The 16,558-nt window shown below is 71.6% G+C and carries 15 protein-coding genes; 11 read left to right on the top strand and 4 right to left on the bottom strand.

Going from position 1 to position 16,558, the window contains the following annotated elements:
• The first annotated feature begins 81 nt into the window (after nt 1-81).
• The 8 genes from ACFWN3_RS08255 to ACFWN3_RS08220 all read left to right on the top strand — a co-directional run bounded on the left by ACFWN3_RS08255 (nt 82) and on the right by ACFWN3_RS08220 (nt 8,211).
• Nucleotides 82-1,365: an NAD(P)/FAD-dependent oxidoreductase gene (locus ACFWN3_RS08255; protein WP_377645163.1), complete on the top strand. Its 1,284-nt coding sequence runs from the start codon at nt 82-84 to the stop codon at nt 1,363-1,365.
• Nucleotides 1,362-2,117, top strand: coding sequence for a DUF1365 domain-containing protein (locus tag ACFWN3_RS08250; RefSeq protein ID WP_377645161.1), 756 nt, complete (start codon nt 1,362-1,364; stop codon nt 2,115-2,117). The genes ACFWN3_RS08255 and ACFWN3_RS08250 overlap by 4 nt, the downstream gene beginning before the upstream one ends.
• The gene (locus tag ACFWN3_RS08245) at nt 2,114-3,364 is read left to right on the top strand and encodes a class I SAM-dependent methyltransferase (RefSeq protein ID WP_377645160.1); all 1,251 of its coding nucleotides are present in this window, start codon (nt 2,114-2,116) and stop codon (nt 3,362-3,364) included. The genes ACFWN3_RS08250 and ACFWN3_RS08245 overlap by 4 nt, the downstream gene beginning before the upstream one ends.
• On the top strand, nt 3,361-3,792 hold the full coding sequence (locus ACFWN3_RS08240; protein ID WP_377645158.1) for an SRPBCC family protein: 432 nt from the start codon (nt 3,361-3,363) through the stop codon (nt 3,790-3,792). The genes ACFWN3_RS08245 and ACFWN3_RS08240 overlap by 4 nt, the downstream gene beginning before the upstream one ends.
• Entirely contained in the window at nt 3,789-4,790 is a 1,002-nt protein-coding gene (locus ACFWN3_RS08235; protein WP_377645157.1) for an NAD(P)H-binding protein, read from the top strand. The genes ACFWN3_RS08240 and ACFWN3_RS08235 overlap by 4 nt, the downstream gene beginning before the upstream one ends.
• Nucleotides 4,791-4,824: 34 nt before the next feature.
• Nucleotides 4,825-5,547, top strand: coding sequence for a type II CAAX prenyl endopeptidase Rce1 family protein (locus ACFWN3_RS08230; protein ID WP_377645155.1), 723 nt, complete (start codon nt 4,825-4,827; stop codon nt 5,545-5,547).
• A gap of 10 nt (nt 5,548-5,557) precedes the next feature.
• Entirely contained in the window at nt 5,558-6,925 is a 1,368-nt protein-coding gene (locus tag ACFWN3_RS08225) for a cryptochrome/photolyase family protein (RefSeq protein ID WP_377645153.1), read from the top strand.
• 218 nt (nt 6,926-7,143) lie between these two features.
• Nucleotides 7,144-8,211 carry a TerC family protein gene (locus tag ACFWN3_RS08220; protein ID WP_377645151.1) on the top strand — a complete coding sequence of 356 codons (1,068 nt, stop codon included), beginning with the start codon at nt 7,144-7,146 and terminating at the stop codon, nt 8,209-8,211.
• A gap of 125 nt (nt 8,212-8,336) precedes the next feature.
• Here ACFWN3_RS08220 and ACFWN3_RS08215 read toward each other — a convergent pair whose 3' ends face one another.
• The gene (locus ACFWN3_RS08215) at nt 8,337-11,612 is read right to left on the bottom strand and encodes an HYR domain-containing protein (protein ID WP_377645149.1); all 3,276 of its coding nucleotides are present in this window, start codon (nt 11,610-11,612) and stop codon (nt 8,337-8,339) included.
• A gap of 213 nt (nt 11,613-11,825) precedes the next feature.
• On the opposite strand from ACFWN3_RS08215, the gene ACFWN3_RS08210 reads away from it, so the two are divergent.
• Both ACFWN3_RS08210 and ACFWN3_RS08205 read left to right on the top strand, forming a co-directional pair.
• Nucleotides 11,826-12,662, top strand: a complete 837-nt coding sequence (locus tag ACFWN3_RS08210; RefSeq protein WP_377645147.1) for a D-hexose-6-phosphate mutarotase — start codon at nt 11,826-11,828, stop codon at nt 12,660-12,662.
• Nucleotides 12,659-13,849: an AGE family epimerase/isomerase gene (locus tag ACFWN3_RS08205; protein WP_377645145.1), complete on the top strand. Its 1,191-nt coding sequence runs from the start codon at nt 12,659-12,661 to the stop codon at nt 13,847-13,849. Before ACFWN3_RS08210 ends, ACFWN3_RS08205 begins: the two co-directional genes overlap by 4 nt.
• A 19-nt stretch (nt 13,850-13,868) precedes the next feature.
• Here the strand turns inward: ACFWN3_RS08205 and ACFWN3_RS08200 are convergent, their stop codons facing one another.
• The 3 genes from ACFWN3_RS08200 to ACFWN3_RS08190 all read right to left on the bottom strand — a co-directional run bounded on the left by ACFWN3_RS08200 (nt 13,869) and on the right by ACFWN3_RS08190 (nt 16,175).
• Entirely contained in the window at nt 13,869-14,720 is an 852-nt protein-coding gene (locus ACFWN3_RS08200; RefSeq protein ID WP_377645143.1) for a transglutaminase family protein, read from the bottom strand.
• Between the two features lie 155 nt (nt 14,721-14,875).
• Nucleotides 14,876-15,454, bottom strand: a complete 579-nt coding sequence (locus ACFWN3_RS08195; protein ID WP_377645141.1) for a TMEM165/GDT1 family protein — start codon at nt 15,452-15,454, stop codon at nt 14,876-14,878.
• A 247-nt stretch (nt 15,455-15,701) separates the two neighbouring features.
• Nucleotides 15,702-16,175, bottom strand: a complete 474-nt coding sequence (locus ACFWN3_RS08190) for a MarR family winged helix-turn-helix transcriptional regulator (protein ID WP_377645139.1) — start codon at nt 16,173-16,175, stop codon at nt 15,702-15,704.
• A 75-nt stretch (nt 16,176-16,250) separates the two neighbouring features.
• Here ACFWN3_RS08190 and ACFWN3_RS08185 point away from each other — a divergent pair, with 75 nt between their 5' ends.
• Nucleotides 16,251-16,442 (top strand): hypothetical protein, encoded by a 192-nt coding sequence (locus ACFWN3_RS08185; RefSeq protein ID WP_377645137.1) that lies wholly within the window; start codon nt 16,251-16,253, stop codon nt 16,440-16,442.
• Nucleotides 16,443-16,558: the final 116 nt, after the last annotated feature.

Below are 16,558 nucleotides of genomic sequence, written 5' to 3'. Positions count from 1 at the left end.
TCACGACAGCCACGGTAATGCCGTGCCAGAGATTTGACAAACGTTTGACGACGCAGGTCGGAGGGTTCTACGGTCATGCCCATGCCAGCCCTGACCCCGGACGGTGCACCGCGCCGCCGTGAGCAGGTCGCGGTCGTCGGGGCCGGTGTCGCCGGGTTGACCTCGGCCCACGTCCTGTCCCGGCAGCACGACGTCACGCTCCTCGAGGCCGAGCCGCGACTCGGCGGCCACGCCCACACCCACACCGTCGAGACGGCCTCCGGACCCCTGCGGGTCGACAGCGGCTTCATCGTCCACAACGACCGCACGTACCCGATGCTGCGGCGCCTGTTCGCCGAGCTCGGCGTCGAGGCCCGCGACACCGAGATGTCGATGAGCATCCGTGACGAGGCCACCGGGACCGAGTACGCCGGAGGGCGGGGGGTCAAGGGCTTCGTCGCCCGCCCCCGCCAGCTCCTCGACCGCGACTACGTCGCCATGCTCCGCTCGGTGAAGCGCTTCCACGGCCTGGCGCGCGGCTTCCTCGAGACGACGACCGACGACGACGCGACGACCTACGGCGAGTTCATCCGCGACGGAGGGTTCCCCGAGTCGTTCGTCCGCCTCTACGCCGTCCCGCTCGTGGCCTGTGTGTGGTCCAGCGGTGGAGAGGACGCGATGGGCTACCCGGCGCGCTACCTGTTCCGCTTCCTCGAGCACCACGGGATGCTCTCGATCGGCGACTCCCCCCAGTGGATGACGGTGGTCGGCGGGTCGGGCACGTACGTCGACCTCCTCGCCGACCGGCTCCACGCCGTCCGGTCGGGCGACGCCGTGACCTCGGTCATGCGCACGCTCGACGGCGTCGAGGTCCGCAGCCGCTCGGGTCGGGTCGAGCTCTTCGACCGGGTCGTCATGGCCTGCCACGCCGACGACGCGCTCGCCCTCCTCGCCGACCCGACCCCGGCCGAGAAGGAGGTCCTCGGGGCCTTCCGGTACACGCAGAACGAGACCGTGCTGCACCGCGACGGGTCCCTGATGCCGAGGGCCAGCCTCGCCCGCGCCTCCTGGAACTACCTCGTCGGCGACCCCTCGAAGGGCGCGGTCGTGACGTACTGGATGAACCGCCTCCAGGGGCTGCCCGCCGACGAGCCGTTCTACGTGACCCTCAACGCCTCCGACCGCATCGACCCTGAGAAGATCGTGGCCACGATGCAGTACAGCCACCCGCTCTACGACCTGGCCGCCGTCCGCGCCCAGCGCCGTCTCCCCGAGCTCAACACCGACCGGACGGCGTTCGCCGGCGCCTACCACGGGTGGGGATTCCACGAGGACGGGTGTCGCTCAGGGGTGGAGGCTGCCGCGGCGTTCGGGGTGACCTGGTGACGACGACGGCCGACCTCCCGGTCCTGCCCGCGCTCGTCGTGGGGCAGGTGCACCACACCCGCCACCGCCCGGTGAGGCACGCGTTCACGCACCGGCACTACCAGTGGCTCGTCGACCTCGACGCGATGCCGCGGCTCCCCCGGCCGCTGCGCGCGCTCGCGACCTTCCGGGGCGAGGACCACCTCTCGGGGAACCCGGGGATCGCGGCCCTCAAGGCCAACGTGCTGCGCGTCCTCGAGCGCGACGGCATCGAGACCCGTGACGTCCACCGCGTCGTCATGCTCGCCAACGCCCGGGTGCTGGGGTACACCTTCGACCCGATGAGCGCCTTCTGGTGCTTCGCCGACGACGGCTCGCTGCGCGCGGTCCTCGTCGAGGTCCACAACACCTACGGCGGCCGGCACGCCTACGTCGTCCACCCTGACGCCTCGGGACGGGCCGACACCGCCAAGGAGTTTTACGTCTCCCCCTTCAACGACGTCGAGGGCGAGTACGTGATCCGCTTCCACCTCGAGCCGACCCGCGTGGGCGTGGCCATCCGTCTGCTGGTCGGCGCCGAACCACTCGTGACCGCCTCGGTGACCGGGGCACCCGAACCGGCGACGTCGTCGGCGGTGGTGCGCACGGCGCTGCGGCACCCGCTCATGACGCAGCGGGTGAGCGGCCTGATCCGGGTGCACGGGATCTGGCTCTGGCTGCGTCGCCTGCCCGTGCGCCCCCGACCCACGACCTCCCTGGAGAGTGTGCGATGACCACCGACGTCCCCCGCATCGAGCTCACCCCGACGTTCGGCCTGTCCAAGGTCCTCACCCGTGGTGCCGTGGCCCGCCGGATCGTCCACGCGACGGTCGCCGGCATGGACGTGCGGCTGCGCTACCCCGACGGCACCGAGGTCGGCGGCGGCGGCCCCGGCTCCCCGGTCCTCGAGCTCGTCCGCCCCGGCGCGATGTTCCGGCGCCTCGAGGCGCACCCGAAGATCGGCCTCGGCGAGGGCTACATGGCCGGCGACTGGCGCGCGGCCCCCGGGACCGACCTCGCCCAGGCGCTCATGCCCTTCGCGGCCCGGATGGGGCGCCTCGTCCCCAAGCCGCTGCTGTCGCTGCGAGGTGTCGTCGACCGGGCCATGCCCAGCGCCCAGCGCAACACGCTCGAGGGGTCGCGCAGCAACATCAGCGCCCACTACGACCTCAGCAACGAGCTGTTCGCGGCCTTCCTCGACCCCTCGATGTCGTACAGCTCGGCCATCTTCGACGCCGGCCGCCCGCTCGCCGAGCAGGACCTCCACGAGGCGCAGGTCCGCAAGGTCGAGGCGATCCTCGACGCGGCGTCGGTCGGCCGGGACAGCCGCGTCCTCGAGATCGGCACCGGCTGGGGCGAGCTCGCCATCCGCGCGGCGCGGCGCGGGGCGACGGTCGTGTCCGTCACCCTCTCCGCCGAGCAGCGGGCCCTCGCGATGGAGCGCATCGCCGCCGCCGGGTTCGCCGACCGGGTCGAGGTCCGGCTGCAGGACTACCGCGAGGTCGAGGGGCAGTTCGACTCCGTCGTCAGCGTCGAGATGATCGAGGCCGTCGGCGAGGAGTACTGGGAGACCTACTTCCGCAAGATCGACGAGGTCCTCGCGCCCGGGGGCGCGGTCGCGATCCAGGCGATCCTCATGGAGCACCACCGCCTCATGGCGACCAAGGGCTCGTTCGGGTGGATCCAGAAGTACATCTTCCCCGGCGGGCTGATCCCCTCGATGCAGGCGATCCGCGAGGTGACGCGTGACCGCACCGACCTGCGGGTAGAGAGGGTGCACGGGTTCGGGACCGACTACGCCGAGACGTTGCGCCGCTGGCGCGAGACCTTCGACGCGCAGTGGTCCGAGATCCGCCCGCTGGGCTTCGACGAGACCTTCAAGCGGATGTGGGACTTCTACCTCGCCTACTGTGAAGCAGGGTTCGCCACGCACTACCTCGACGTCGCCCAGATCCGACTGGCTCGCAAGGAGAACCGATGACCACCGTGGAACGAACCGTCACCACCACCACCCCTCCCGAGCGGGTGTTCCCCTACCTCGTCGACTTCCGCAACGCGACGGAGTGGGACTCGGGAACCGTCTCGTGCGAACGCGTCTCGGGTGACGGCGGCCCCGGCACCGTGTACCGCAACGTCTCGAAGTTCATGGGCAACGAGGTCGAGCTCGAGTACACGACGGAGTCGGCCGAGGAGCCGCGCTTCGTCATCGTCGGGCGCAACGACACGACGACCAGCCACGACACCATCACGGTGACGCCCGGCCCCGCCGGCGGGTCGACCGTCGTCTACCACGCCGACTTCACCTTCTCCGGTCTGGCGAAGGTCGCCGGCCCGCTGCTCAAGCCCTTCCTCGAGAAGCTCGGCAACGACACCGGAGCACAGCTGAAGACCGCGCTGGACCGCCTGTGACGCAGCCGCGCCGGGCCCTGGTCACCGGGGTCACGGGCTACATCGGCTCGCGGCTCGTGCCCCGCCTCATCGAGGAGGGCTGGCAGGTTCGCGTGCTGACGCGCGACGAGTCGAAGGTCGCCGACCGCTGGTGGCGCGCCAGGGTCGAGGTCGTCGAGGGCGACGCGACCGCCCGCGAGACGCTCGCCGAGGCGCTCGTCGACGTCGACGTCGCCTACTACTTCCTCCACTCGATGGACGGCGAGGGCGACTTCGTCGAGCGCGACCGCGAGCTGGCCCGCACCTTCGGGCTCGCCGCGTACGAGGCCGAGGTCGGCCGGATCGTCTACCTCTCCGGGCTGCACCCCCACCGCGGACCGCTGAGCGACCACCTCGCCTCGCGCGTCGAGGTCGGCGACCTCCTAATGGCGAGCGGCGTCCCGACCGCCGTGCTCCAGGCGGCGATCATCCTCGGGTCGGGGTCGGCGTCCTTCGAGATGCTGCGCCACCTCACGACCCGCCTGCCGGCGATGATCACCCCGAAGTGGCTCGACAACCGGATCCAGCCGATCGCCATCCGCGACGTCCTGCACGTCCTCGTCGGGGCGGCGTCGCTGCCGCCCGAGGTCAACCGCACGTTCGACATCGGGGGCCCCGAGGTCCTCACCTACCGCGAGATGATCAACCGGTTCGCCGCGATCGCGGGGCTGCGACCGCGGATCATCGTCCCGGTGCCCGTCCTCACCCCCCACCTGGCCAGCCAGTGGGTCGGGCTCGTGACGCCGGTGCCCACCGGGATCGCGAAGCCCCTCGTCGGGAGCCTGCTGCACGAGGTCGTGCGCACCGAGTCCGACCTCGAGGGCTACGTCGGCGACCCCCCGGGCGGCGCCCTGCCGTTCGACGTCGCGGTGCGCGACGCCATCGCCGGTGACGACGCCGACCCCCGCCCCGAGCCCGGGACCGTCGACCCCGCGCGGATCACGGCCGCCGACCCGGCCTGGGCCGGTGGGGCCTCGTGACGGCCGCGGACGGGTCGCCGGGCCGCCCTCGGGCATGAACCCGGTCGCCGAGCTCCGCGCGTTCGTCCGGGCCGCCCTCGTCGACCCGGTCCCGCGCGACCACACCGAGCCCGACTGGGCCTTCCGGCGACGTCGGGTCGTCGCGTTCGTGACGCTCCTCATCGGCGCCGCGGTCCTCGCGTGGGCCCTGCGGATCGAGCCGGGGGACCCCACCTTCTACGTCGCCACCTTCGCCCTCGCCGCCGTGTGGGCGACCGGTGCGCTCGTGTCGGGGCCGTTGCACCTCGGCCGGGGACACACGCGGGCGGGCCGTGGCTCGAGCCGGGCGATCGTCCAGTCGCTCGCCCTCGGCTTCCTCCTGCTCGGGGTGTTCATGCTCGGCGCGGTCGTCGTCGCCCGCATCCCCGTCCTGCGCGAGCCGGTGCAGGAGCTGCTCGACCACGCCCGCTTCGGCTCGCTGGCCCTCGTCGCCGTCATCACGACCGTCAACGGGATCGCGGAGGAGCTGTACTTCCGCGGGGCGCTCTACGCGGGGGTCGGCCGCCGGCACGCCGTGGCCGTGACCACGGTGGTCTACACCCTCGTCACCGCGACCTCCGGCATCCCCCTCCTCATCCTCGCCGGGGCGCTCGTCGGCCTCGTCGTCGGCTTCCAGCGGCGGGTGACCGGGGGGATCCTCGGCCCGACGATCACCCACCTCACCTGGTCGCTCGGCATGCTCTTCCTCCTGCCCCCCGTCCTCGACCGGCTCTCGTGAGGTGCCTGCGATGACCTCCGTCCTCTGGCTCCGGCGCGACCTGCGCCGACGCGACCACCCCGCCCTCCTCGCCGCCCGGGACGCGGCGGGTGGGGGCGACCTCGTCGTCGCGTTCGTCGTCGACCCGCGGCTCTGGGACGGCGGCGGTGCGGTGCGGACGGCGTGGCTCGCGGCCACCCTGCGCGCGCTCGACGAGTCCCTCGACGGCAACCTCACCCTCCTGCACGGCGACCCGCGGCAGGTGGTGCCCGCGCTCGCGGAGCGGGTGGGCGCGTCCTCGGTCCACGTGACCCGGGAGACCACCCCGGCGGGACGTCGTCGCGACGACGTGGTCGCGGAACGGCTGCGCGAGAACGGTGTCGAGTGGGTGGAGACGGGGACCCCCTACGCGGTCGGCCCGGGCCTCGTCGTCAACGGGTCGGGGGACCCGTACAAGGTGTTCACCCCGTTCTCGAAGGCCTGGCGCGCCCACGGGTGGCCCGATCCGGCAGCGACCCCGAGGACGCTGCCGCTGCGCCACGCCCGCAACGACGCCGCGGCCACGGCGGCACTCGACGCCGCCCTGTCGGCCCCCGACCTGCCCGAGCTCCCGCCCGCGGGGGAGGAGGCCGCCCTGCGCCGGTGGCGCTCGTGGCGCGAGGAGGGCCTCGACGACTACGCCGACGACCGCAACCGGCCGGACCGCGACGGCACGTCACGACTGTCGCCCTACCTCAAGCTCGGTGTCCTGCACCCGAGGACGCTGCTCGCCGACCTGGCAGCGGAGCGGGGCAAGGGCGCCCACACCTACGAGACCGAGCTCGCGTGGCGTGAGTTCTATGCCGACGTCCTGTTCCACCAGCCGCGCACGGCGTGGGAGGACCTCCGGCCCGAGATGGGCCGGATGCGCTACGACGAGCCCGAGGACGCCATCGAGGCCTGGCGCAACGGGCGCACCGGCTACCCGCTCGTCGACGCGGGGATGCGCCAGCTCCTCGCCGAGGGCTGGATGCACAACCGGGTCCGGATGATCACGGCGAGCTTCCTCACCAAGGACCTCCACGTGTGGTGGCCGCTCGGGGCGCGCCACTTCCTCGACCACCTCGTCGACGGCGACGTCGCGTCGAACAACCACGGCTGGCAGTGGGTCGCCGGCACCGGGACCGACGCGTCGCCGTACTTCCGCGTGTTCAACCCGGTGACCCAGGGCCTGCGCTTCGACCCCGACGGCGCCTACGTGCGGCGGTGGGTCCCCGAGCTCGCCCACCTGCCGGGCAAGGCGGCGCACGAGCCGTGGGAGCACGCCGACGGGTACGCCCACGGCTACCCGGAGCGGATCGTCGACCACGCCGCCGAGCGCGTGGAGGCCCTGTCGCGCCTCGAGGCGACGAAGGGCTGAGCTCCCTCGGCACGCGGGTCCGACCTTCGACACCCTCGGCCCGGCGTTTGGGGAACTGGGTGACACGTCCCTAGACTTGGGGGCACGAGGGGAGTACTTCCCAAGCCCGCGCCGGTCAGTACGACCACCCGATGGTGGTCCCGGTGCGGCGCCGCCCGGCTCGTCCGGACCGGTGAAGGAGACCTCAGAGCCGTTCCACGTGCCCTGAGGAGCCACCCATGTCCCTGCTCGTCTCCCTGCCCGCCGCGGCCCCGCCCGGCGCGCCCCTCGACTCCGTCGGGACGCCCCTGCTGTGGGGCGCCACGATCGTCGTCGTCCTCGGCCTGTTCGCCCTCGACTTCGTGCTGACCCGCAAGCCCCACGCGGTCTCGATGAAGGAGGCCGTCGCCTGGTCGTCGTTCTACGTGGCGCTGCCGCTCGCGTTCGGGATCTTCGTCTGGCAGCAGTTCGGCGGCGACCGCGGGCTCGAGTACTACACGGGCTACCTCGTCGAGAAGTCGCTGTCGGTCGACAACCTCTTCGTCTTCATGCTCCTGCTCGCCGCGTTCGCGGTGCCCGACGAGCTGAAGCAGCGCGTCCTCCTCATCGGCGTCGCCGGGGCGCTCGTCCTGCGCGGCGTCTTCATCGCCCTCGGGGCCCAGATGATCTCGTCGTTCTCGTGGACCTTCCTCCTCTTCGGCGCGATCCTCCTGCTGACCGCGGTCAAGGTCGGCAAGGACGCGGTGTCCGGCGCCGACCACGCGGTCGACATCGGGGAGATCCGCACGGTGAAGGTGCTGCGTCGGTTCTTCCCCGTCTCTGAGGAGTACGCCGGCACCCGGATGACGGTCGCGCAGGCCGGACGCCGCGCCCTGACACCCCTCGCGCTCGTGACGGTCGCCATCCTCGGCACCGACATCGTCTTCGCCGTCGACTCGGTGCCCGCGGTCTACGGCATCACCGGCGACCCGTACCTCGTCTTCGCGACGAACGCCTTCGCACTGCTGGGTCTGCGCGCGCTCTACTTCGTCCTCGAGGGAGCCCTCGGGTCGCTGCGCCACCTCGGCCACGGGCTCGCCGCCATCCTCGCGTTCATCGGCGTCAAGCTCGTCCTGCACTGGGCGCACGGCATCTGGACCTGGGTCCCCGAGGTCCCGACCCTGGCCTCGCTCGCCGTCATCGTCGGCATCCTCGTCCTCGTGACGGTCTCGAGCCTGGCCGCCAACCGCCGCGACGACCGTCGGGACGCGGCCGGTTCGGACGACCCCGCCGACGAGCCCGACCCCGTCACCGCCGACCGCGGCTGACCCCCGGCCGAACCGCGCGCTACGGCGCAGGACGTGTCGTGATGACAGCACGTCCTTCGCCGGGGACGCACCGAAGGGCCGGGTCCACGTGGACCCGGCCCTTCGGCATGCTCTGCGCTAGAGCATCACTTCAGACGGAAGTACGCCGTGATGGTCGACGCATCCTGAGTTGTCATCGTGACCTTGTAGCAGGCCCCAACCGTCTTCGGGGTCTGCCAGTTCTGGATGAACTGGCCACCTGAGGTGTCGTACCGGAGGCTGGTTCCTCCCGTGGAGACGATCTCGAGCTCGTCCTGGAGCGCCGTCCCGCTGCAGGTGATCTTCGTGGTCCCGAACGAGGCGATGGCGCTGACGTTCGTCAGCTCGCTGCTGCCGGCGAAGACCTCGAACTTCAGCGGCACCGTCGACCCGTTCTTGACGACGTTGTAGACGCCGCCCATGTCGACCGGTGCGTAGAAGCCCTTGAGCGTCCACGCCAGGACCGTGTACTCGCGCGTGGTCGTCGCGGTCCGACCGGCGTTGTCCGTCGCAGTGGCACTCAACGTGTGCGTGCCGACGGCAGTCGAGTAGCCGCTGACGACACACGAGCTGATGCCGGAGACGGCGTCCGACGCGGTGCACGTCGGGGCGGCCGGGACCGACCCGAAGGAGTGGCTGCTGCCCGCGGCCGGACCGCCGACGAACGCGACACCGGTCGGGTTCGACAGGTCGATCTTGAAGGGGCCGGTGGTGATGCTCGCGGCCTCGTTGCCGGCGTTGTCCTTCACCGGTCCGGACGAGACCGTGACGGCGGCTCCCTCGACGGAGCCGGAGCTGACACTGAAGGAACGTGCCTCCACACTGACGCCTGACGTGGCGTCGTCCGCCGAGAACGGAATGGTGACCGCACTGGTGTACCAGTCGTTGTTCCCGAGCGAACCCAACGGCGAGTCGGCGCTGATCGTCGGTGCAACGGTGTCCCGCTTCACGGTGATCGGGGCGGCGGCCGTCGTCAGCCCGGCCAGGTTGGTGCACGAGCCGCTGAAGACGGTGCCGGTGGAGTCGACCTCCAGGACCTGGTCGGCGGTGCACAAGGGCGCACCACTGAGGTCGTCGGAGCCGGACGTGCCGACCGTGACGTTAGACCGGTACCAACCGTCGTCTCCGATCGTGCCCGCAGTCACCGAGAGGAAAGCGGACGGTCCGGTCTCGTCGATGTCGATGCCGGACTGGGTGTCCGAGGCGGTGTTGCCCGACGTGTCCGTGCACGTGCCGATGGCGGACTGGTCGGCGCCCTCGTCAGCCAGCACCTTCGTGACGGTCGCGTCCTCCACTCCGACGACGTCGGAGCACGACCAGGTGACCGTGACGTCCGAGCTGTTCCAGCCGTCGTCGTTCGGGGCCGGCAGGGTGCTCTCGTGGGTGATGGTCGGGTCGGTCGTGTCGACGACCGTCACGTCGAAGTCGGCCTCGGCGGAGGTGTTGTCCGACCCGTCCGTGGCGGAACACGTCACGGTGGTGGTTCCGAGAAGGAACTTCGCGCCGGAGGTCGGCGTGCACGTGACCGTCGGGCTCGCGTCGACGATGTCGTTCGCCGTCGGCGCCGCGTAGCTCACCATGGCACCGCCGGCGGTGTTGCCTTCCACCGTCATGTCGTCCGGCACGTTCGACAACGCCGGGGCGGTGGTGTCGACCACCGTGACCGTGAAGGTGTCCTCCGCGACGTTGCCGGCGTCATCGGTGGCCGTGCAGGTCACCGTCGTCTCGCCGAGCTCGAAGAACGCCGACACGCCAGGCTCGCACTCGACGATGGGGTTCGGGTCGACGACGTCGGTCGCGGTGGGCGCCAGGTATGCCACCAAGGCGCCGCCAGTGGTGTTGCCCTCGACCGTCATGTCCTCGGGAACCCCCTGCAGGACCGGAGGCCGCGTGTCCCGCACCGTCACGGTGAAGGTCTCGGCATCGGACGAGTTGCCGGCCGCGTCGGTGGCGGTGCACGAGACGGTGCTCCCACCGACGGGGAACAGGCCGCCGGAGGGCGGGGCGCAGACGACGGTGGGGCTGTCGTCCACCGTGTCAGTAGCCGTCGCCGTGAAGGCCACCACTGCGCCAGCGGCCGAGGTGGCCTCCGTCGTGATGTCACCCGGAACGTCGAGCTCGGGCGCCGTGGTGTCGACGACGCGCACGACGAACGAGGTCTCTGCCGTGTTTCCGGCCCCATCCGTGGCGATGCACTCCACGGGCGTGTTCCCGAGGGCGAACTCGGAGCCGGACGCAGGCGAGCACGTGCTCTCGAGGCTCCCTGACACGGCATCCGTGGCGGAGGGGGCCGGGAAGGTCACGAGGGCCCCTGCGAAGGAGGACGCCTCCGCGGTGACATCAGCGGGCTGCTGGGGGAACTGTGGGCCGGTGGTGTCCGTGACGTTCACCTGGAAAGACGTCGAAGTGCCATTTCCGGAACTGTCGACTGCGGAGCACGTGACCGTCGTGCTCCCGAGCGCAAAGGTGGCCGATGCCGGCGAACACGTGACCGGGAGAGTGCCCGAGACCACATCGCTGGCCGTGGGGCTGACGTAGGTGTGAGCAACGCCCGATGAGGAGGTGGCCTCGAGGGTCACGCTTGCCGGCGTCCCCGTGATCACAGGGTCCGTCGTGTCCACGACCGTCACGACGCCGCTGTCGCTCGAGCTGAGGTTCGCGCTGTCCTTTGCTGTGCAGGTCACGGTGTTCGCGCCCAGGGGAAGCACCGAACCGATGTCGGGCAAGCACGACACGCTCGGCGTTGCCGCGTCCTCCGCGTCACCAGCGGTGCCGATGTCGGCGAAGGTCAGGGTGCGACCGCCGAGGGTGTCGCCTTCGAGGGTGATGTCGTTGACGGTGATCGACGGAGCCGTGTTGCACGAGACCGCGTTGAGGGTCCAGCCGACTGACGCGGTCTTGGTCAGGGTGCTGGTCCCACCCGCGCCGGCCTGCGCCCCGATCAAGGTGACCGTCAGCGTTCCGGACATGGCCGTCGGCGTGCTGGCCGCGACGACACTGAGGGTGGTGGTCGCCGTGGCATTCGTGCCCCCCGAGAGGGTCCCGTCCGAAGCGGCGTTCCAGTTGCCCTGCAGTGTGATCAAGGGGTCGGAGACAGCGGCGGCGGCTCCGCCGGTCGCGCTCGCTGTGGCCGTCAGGATGGTGCCATTGGCCCATCGGACGTTTCCGGGGTTCTCCTGCATCCGCTTCGCGGCGATGAGCCGCGTCGTGCTGATGGAGGTCCCCAGACACACGTTGCCGAAGCTGATCGGGCCGGTGGGCGTGATGATGGCGGCTTGGTCGTCAGAGTCGATCACCGGCACATCGGCCAGCGCACCACTTCCCCCCAGGGCGATGACGAGCGTTGCTGCGGCTGCGGTGGCGAGAAGGCGCACCGTTGACATGGGCCTCATGAGGCACTCCCCTGCGGAGTCGAGAGATGGTGTTCGAAAGGTAGAGGCAGGGCGCTGACCTGCGCCGACGATTGGGGAAACGGCTGTGCGGGCGCTGTGGGACCTCTCAGCAGTGGCTCTTCCGGGCCATTGACAACCACTCCACGCCGTGGGACGCGCGAGGAGCGGTGGCCGACCGGAGCCGCACCTCCGTAGGGTCGGGACATGGCCTCGCCCCTCCCTCAGCCCCTTGTCGTCGAGACCGCCTCCTGCACGGGAGAGGTGCACGACCAAGGGGCCCAGGTGACCCGATGGGCCCCTGCCGGAGCTGCGCCCGTGCTCTACGTCAGCACCGCGCTCAACCTGGAGGCGGGGCGCTCCATCCGGGGTGGGATCCCGGTCTGCTGGCCGTGGTTCGGACCCGGTCGAGGCGGTGGGATGGAGCCCGCCCACGGATTCGTCCGCACGGCGCCCTGGCACCTCGCCGAACGGGAGGACGACGGCGAGGACGTCGTCGTCACCCACCGGATCAGCAGTGCCGACGTCTCGCCGGCGAACTGGCCGCACCCCTACGAACTCGAGCTGGCGACGCGCGTCGGCGCAGCCCTCGATCTCACCCTCACGACGACGAACGCCGGAGACGCTCCCATCGTCGTCGAGGAGGCGCTGCACGCGTACCTCGCCGTCGGCGACGTCCGGCAGGTCAAACTCGACGGCCTCGACGGCCGGTCCTACTTCGACAAGGTCACCGGCGCCGAGCGCGTCCAGTCGGGGCCGGTCCGCTTCGCCGGCGAGACCGACTCGGTGTACCGCACGGGTGAACCGGTCGTCCTCGACGACCCCGTGCTCGACCGGCGCCTCGTCATCTCAACCGAGGGGTCCGCCAACGTCGTCGTCTGGAACCCGTGGGCGGAGAAGGCCGCCGAGGTCCCCGACATCGGCGACGACGACTGGACCGGCTTCCTCTGCGTCGAGGGTGCCAACGCCTTCGAGAACGCCGTCACGGTCGAGCCGGGGGAGTCCCACGCGATGACCTACCGCGTCGAGGTGCGGACCCGATGACGACCACCCACCCCTCACCCGGACCGTCCTGGCTCGACGCCCCCGCACACCGCCAGTGGCTCCAGCGCGGGATGGCCGACGTGCTGGGCTTCGTACTCCCGTCGATCCGCCCGGACGGTGGCTTCGAGTGGCTCGATGCCGACGGGCGGGCCTTGTCCGACCGCCGTCCGTTGCTCTTCCTCACCGCGCGGATGGCGTGGGCGTCGGCCGTCGGCGTACGGCACGGCATCCCCGGGTCCGGCGAGCTGCTCGACCACGCGATGGCCTCCCTCACGGGCCTGCACGCGGACGCCGTCCACGGCGGGTGGCTCACCGAACCCGGTTCCGTCACAGCGAAGTCCACCTACGACCACGTCCACGTCGGGCTGGCGGCGGCGACGGCGCTGGGCGTCGGCCACCCCGCGGCGGCACGGCTCCTCGACCAGGTCATCGAGGTGGTCGACAGCCACCTCTGGGACGACGAGACCCGCACCCTGCGGGAGTCCTTCGCCCCGGACTGGTCCGCGCCCGAGGAGTACCGGGGGGCCAACGCCAACATGCACGGCGTCGAGGCCTTCATCGCCATGGGCCACGCCACCGGTGATGCCGTGTGGCACGAGCGGGCTCTCGACGTCGCCGACCGCCTCGTCAACCGGGCCGCCCGCGCGCACGGATGGCTTCTGCCAGAGCACTTCTCGACGACGTGGGACGAGCTCCCCGAGTACAACCGCGACGACCCGCAGCACCCGTTCCGGCCCTTCGGCGCCACGTTCGGCCACTCGCTGGAGTGGGCGCGCTTCCTCCTCCAGCTCGAGGGCTCGCTGCTCGTTGACTCGCCCGACTGGCTGCTCGAGGGAGCGGAGCAGCTGACCCGCCGCGCGCTCGACGGCGGGTGGGCCCTCGACGGTCGCCCCGGTCTCGTCTACACCGTCGACTGGGACGGCGCGCCGGTGGCCGACGTCCGCCTCCACTGGCCGGTGTGCGAGGGCATCCAGGTGACGGCGGCCCTGGTGCGCCGCACCGGGGACGCGCACTGGGAGGGCTGGTACCGCAGGCTCTGGGACCACGCCGTGCGGTACTTCGTCGACGGGCGGGGCACCTGGCGCAACGAGCTCGACGACGACCTGCGCGAGGCAGGCGCGATATGGCCCGGACGACCGGACGTGTACCACTGCCTCGGCGCCCTCGTCACCCCGCTCGAGGCGTGACGCCGGGCGGCGACGCCGCTCAGAGGAGGCTGACCAGCTCGGCGGGGTCGTCGACGGGCAGGCCGGGAGCAGCCGTCGCGGTCACCTCGAACCTCGGCGCACCCGAGGAGCCCCCGAGCCCTGTGGTGATGGCGACGTCGGCCGCGTCGCGACCCGTGCCGATCCGCACCATGGAGGTGCGGGGTGCGAGTCGGGTCGCGTCGACGAGCCGCCACACGCCGTCGACGGCGACCTCGACGACCGCGTGGGCGTCCATCGGCGACAGCCCCGGCGCGTAGACCGACACGTAGCGGGCCGGCATCCCGAGGGCGCGGCACATCGTCGTCACGAGGTGGGCGTAGTCCCGGCACACCCCCCGGCCGGTGAGGAGCGGGGCGAGGGCGTCGTCACTCGACGTCGTCGACCCCGGCTCGTACGAGAGCCGGCGGTGCGCCCACTGGGCGATGCCGAGGACGCGAGCCGCGTCGCCGACGAGGTCACCGAACTCCGTTGCGGCGTAGGCTTCCACGCGATCACTCGGGCAGTAGCGGCTGGGCAGCGCGTAGAGGAGCGCCTCGACCTCGGTGACCGGTTCGGGCTCGCGCTCCGCGAGGGAGACGGTGGCGTCGTAGGTGACGGTCACCTCGCCGACGGGGGCCTCGATGACGTGCAGCCGCGTTCCCCGGTCGAACCCGAGCTCGTGGTGCGCGACGGGGGACCCGTCCGGCCCGAGGACGGAGAGCGACTCGGTGCGCTCGAGGTGGTCGGCGACCGCGACCGAGACGGCGATCCGCCCGGCCCCGTCGACGGGGATGCCCAGGACGACGCTCACCGTCGCCGAGGTCGCCGACGTCGTGCTCGAGGGCTCCTGGAGGGGTGTGGGCTCGGTCATCGGGACCTCCGGTGCGGGACGGGGACGAGCGGGGCGGGCGGTGGCCAGGCGTCGTCGGGAGGCGTGTCCGCTGGTCGACGACCCTACCCTCGCCCCGGTGCGTGACGCGGCGTCCCGCCCGTCCGCCCGCCCGACCGGACGGCCCGACCGGCGCGTCAGAGCCAGCCGGCGCCCTGGGCCACGAGGAGCGCCCCGAAGACCGCGAACGCGGCCGCCGCGCCGTACCGGATGACCTTCTCGGGCAGTGCGCGTCCCAGGAGGGCGCCGAGCCCGATCGCCAGCGCGTCGGCCGCGACCATCCCGAGCGTGCTGCCGACCCAGACGCCGAACCAGTTCTCCTGGGTGGCGAGGGTGATCGTCGCGAGCATCGTCTTGTCGCCGAGCTCGGCGAGGAAGAACGCGGTCCCGACGGCGAGCAGCGCGGCCCCGGTGGAGCGGCGGGCCTTGTCGGCCTCGTCCTCGGACAGCTCGTCGCCGCGCAGGGTCCAGAGGGCGAAGCCGAAGAAGGCGAGCCCGGCGACGATCGAGATCGCCCCCTGGTACTCGCTGAACGCGGTCCCGACGGCGGCGCCGATGGCGACCGAGGCGAGGTGGACGATGGCGGTCGCGACGGTGATGCCGATGAGGACGTCGCGCAGCCGGTAGCGGGTCGCGAACGTCATGGCCATGAGCTGGCTCTTGTCGCCGAGCTCCGCCACGAAGATCACGGCGGTGCTGAGCAGGAAGGCGTACATGTGGGTCTCCTCGCGTGCCCCGCCGAGGAGCGTCGGGACGCGCCTTCGGCCAGGCACGCCCGTTGTCGTGGGTCGTTCGAGCTGGCCGAAAGTCTCGTCCGCCACACAGAGGTGGCCCACCGCACCGGACCCGGAGGTCAGCGTGTCGACGCGGCGATTGGGGACTACTCCCTTTCGGTGACCACGCTACCGGCCGGGTCGCCGAGCACCGAAATCCGGTGGGCGCCCGGTCCGCGGACCGGAACGGTCAGCCCGTGCGCCGCGTGGCGTCGATGAGCGAGGTCAGGCGGTCGCGGATGTCCTCGAGGTCGGCGACCTCCATCCCCAGTCGGTCGATGACGGCCGCCGGGATCCGTTCGGCCCGTCGCCGCAACCGTCGACCCGAGGGCGTCAGCGACACGGCGACGGCGCGCTCGTCCGTGCGGTCCCGCTCGCGCAGGACGTGACCCGCTGCCTCGAGGCGCTTCAGGAGCGGCGAGAGGGTGGCGGGCTCAAGGCTGAGGCGCTCGGCGATCTCGGAGACCCGCAGCGGCGACTCCTCCCACAGCGCCAGCATGACGAGGTACTGCGGGTGGGTGAGGCCCATCGGCTCGAGGATCGGACGGTAGATGCCGATCACGTTGCGTGACGCGACGGCCAGGGCGAAGCAGACCTGGCGGTCGAGGGCGAGGAGGTCGACGACCTCGGTGGTGCTCGCGGAACTGCGGGGGGCTGGGCTCACGATTTCATCCTAACGACTTCCCGGGAGTATCGTGCGTGATAACACTTAGGGCACTAACGATCATCGGAGGACGTCATGGCCAGGGCCGACCGCACCGGTCTCTCGCTCGGGTACCGCATCGGCTGGCGGCTGCGCTACGCCGCCATGAGCGTCTTCGGACCGGCTCAGCTCGGCACCGACGACGACCCGCAGATGAAGCTGCGTCGCGAGAAGCAGTCGAAGGTCGAGGCCGCTCGCCGAGCCCGCGAGGCCCACCCCGCTGCCTGACCGCCAGGACGACATCGAGTCCACGGTCGATGTCGTCCCGCCCGGAGAGCCGGGGTCGCCGGGGTGGCGGGGGTCACGGCATAGGGCGGGCAGCGGGACGGTTGGACCTCGACGTC

Origin of the sequence: Oryzobacter terrae, assembly GCF_042756445.1 — a bacterium.
GTDB classification, from domain to species: domain Bacteria; phylum Actinomycetota; class Actinomycetes; order Actinomycetales; family Dermatophilaceae; genus Oryzobacter; species Oryzobacter terrae.
The sequence above is the reverse complement of the archived record's forward strand: the minus strand, read 5'-3'. Positions and strand labels throughout refer to the sequence as shown.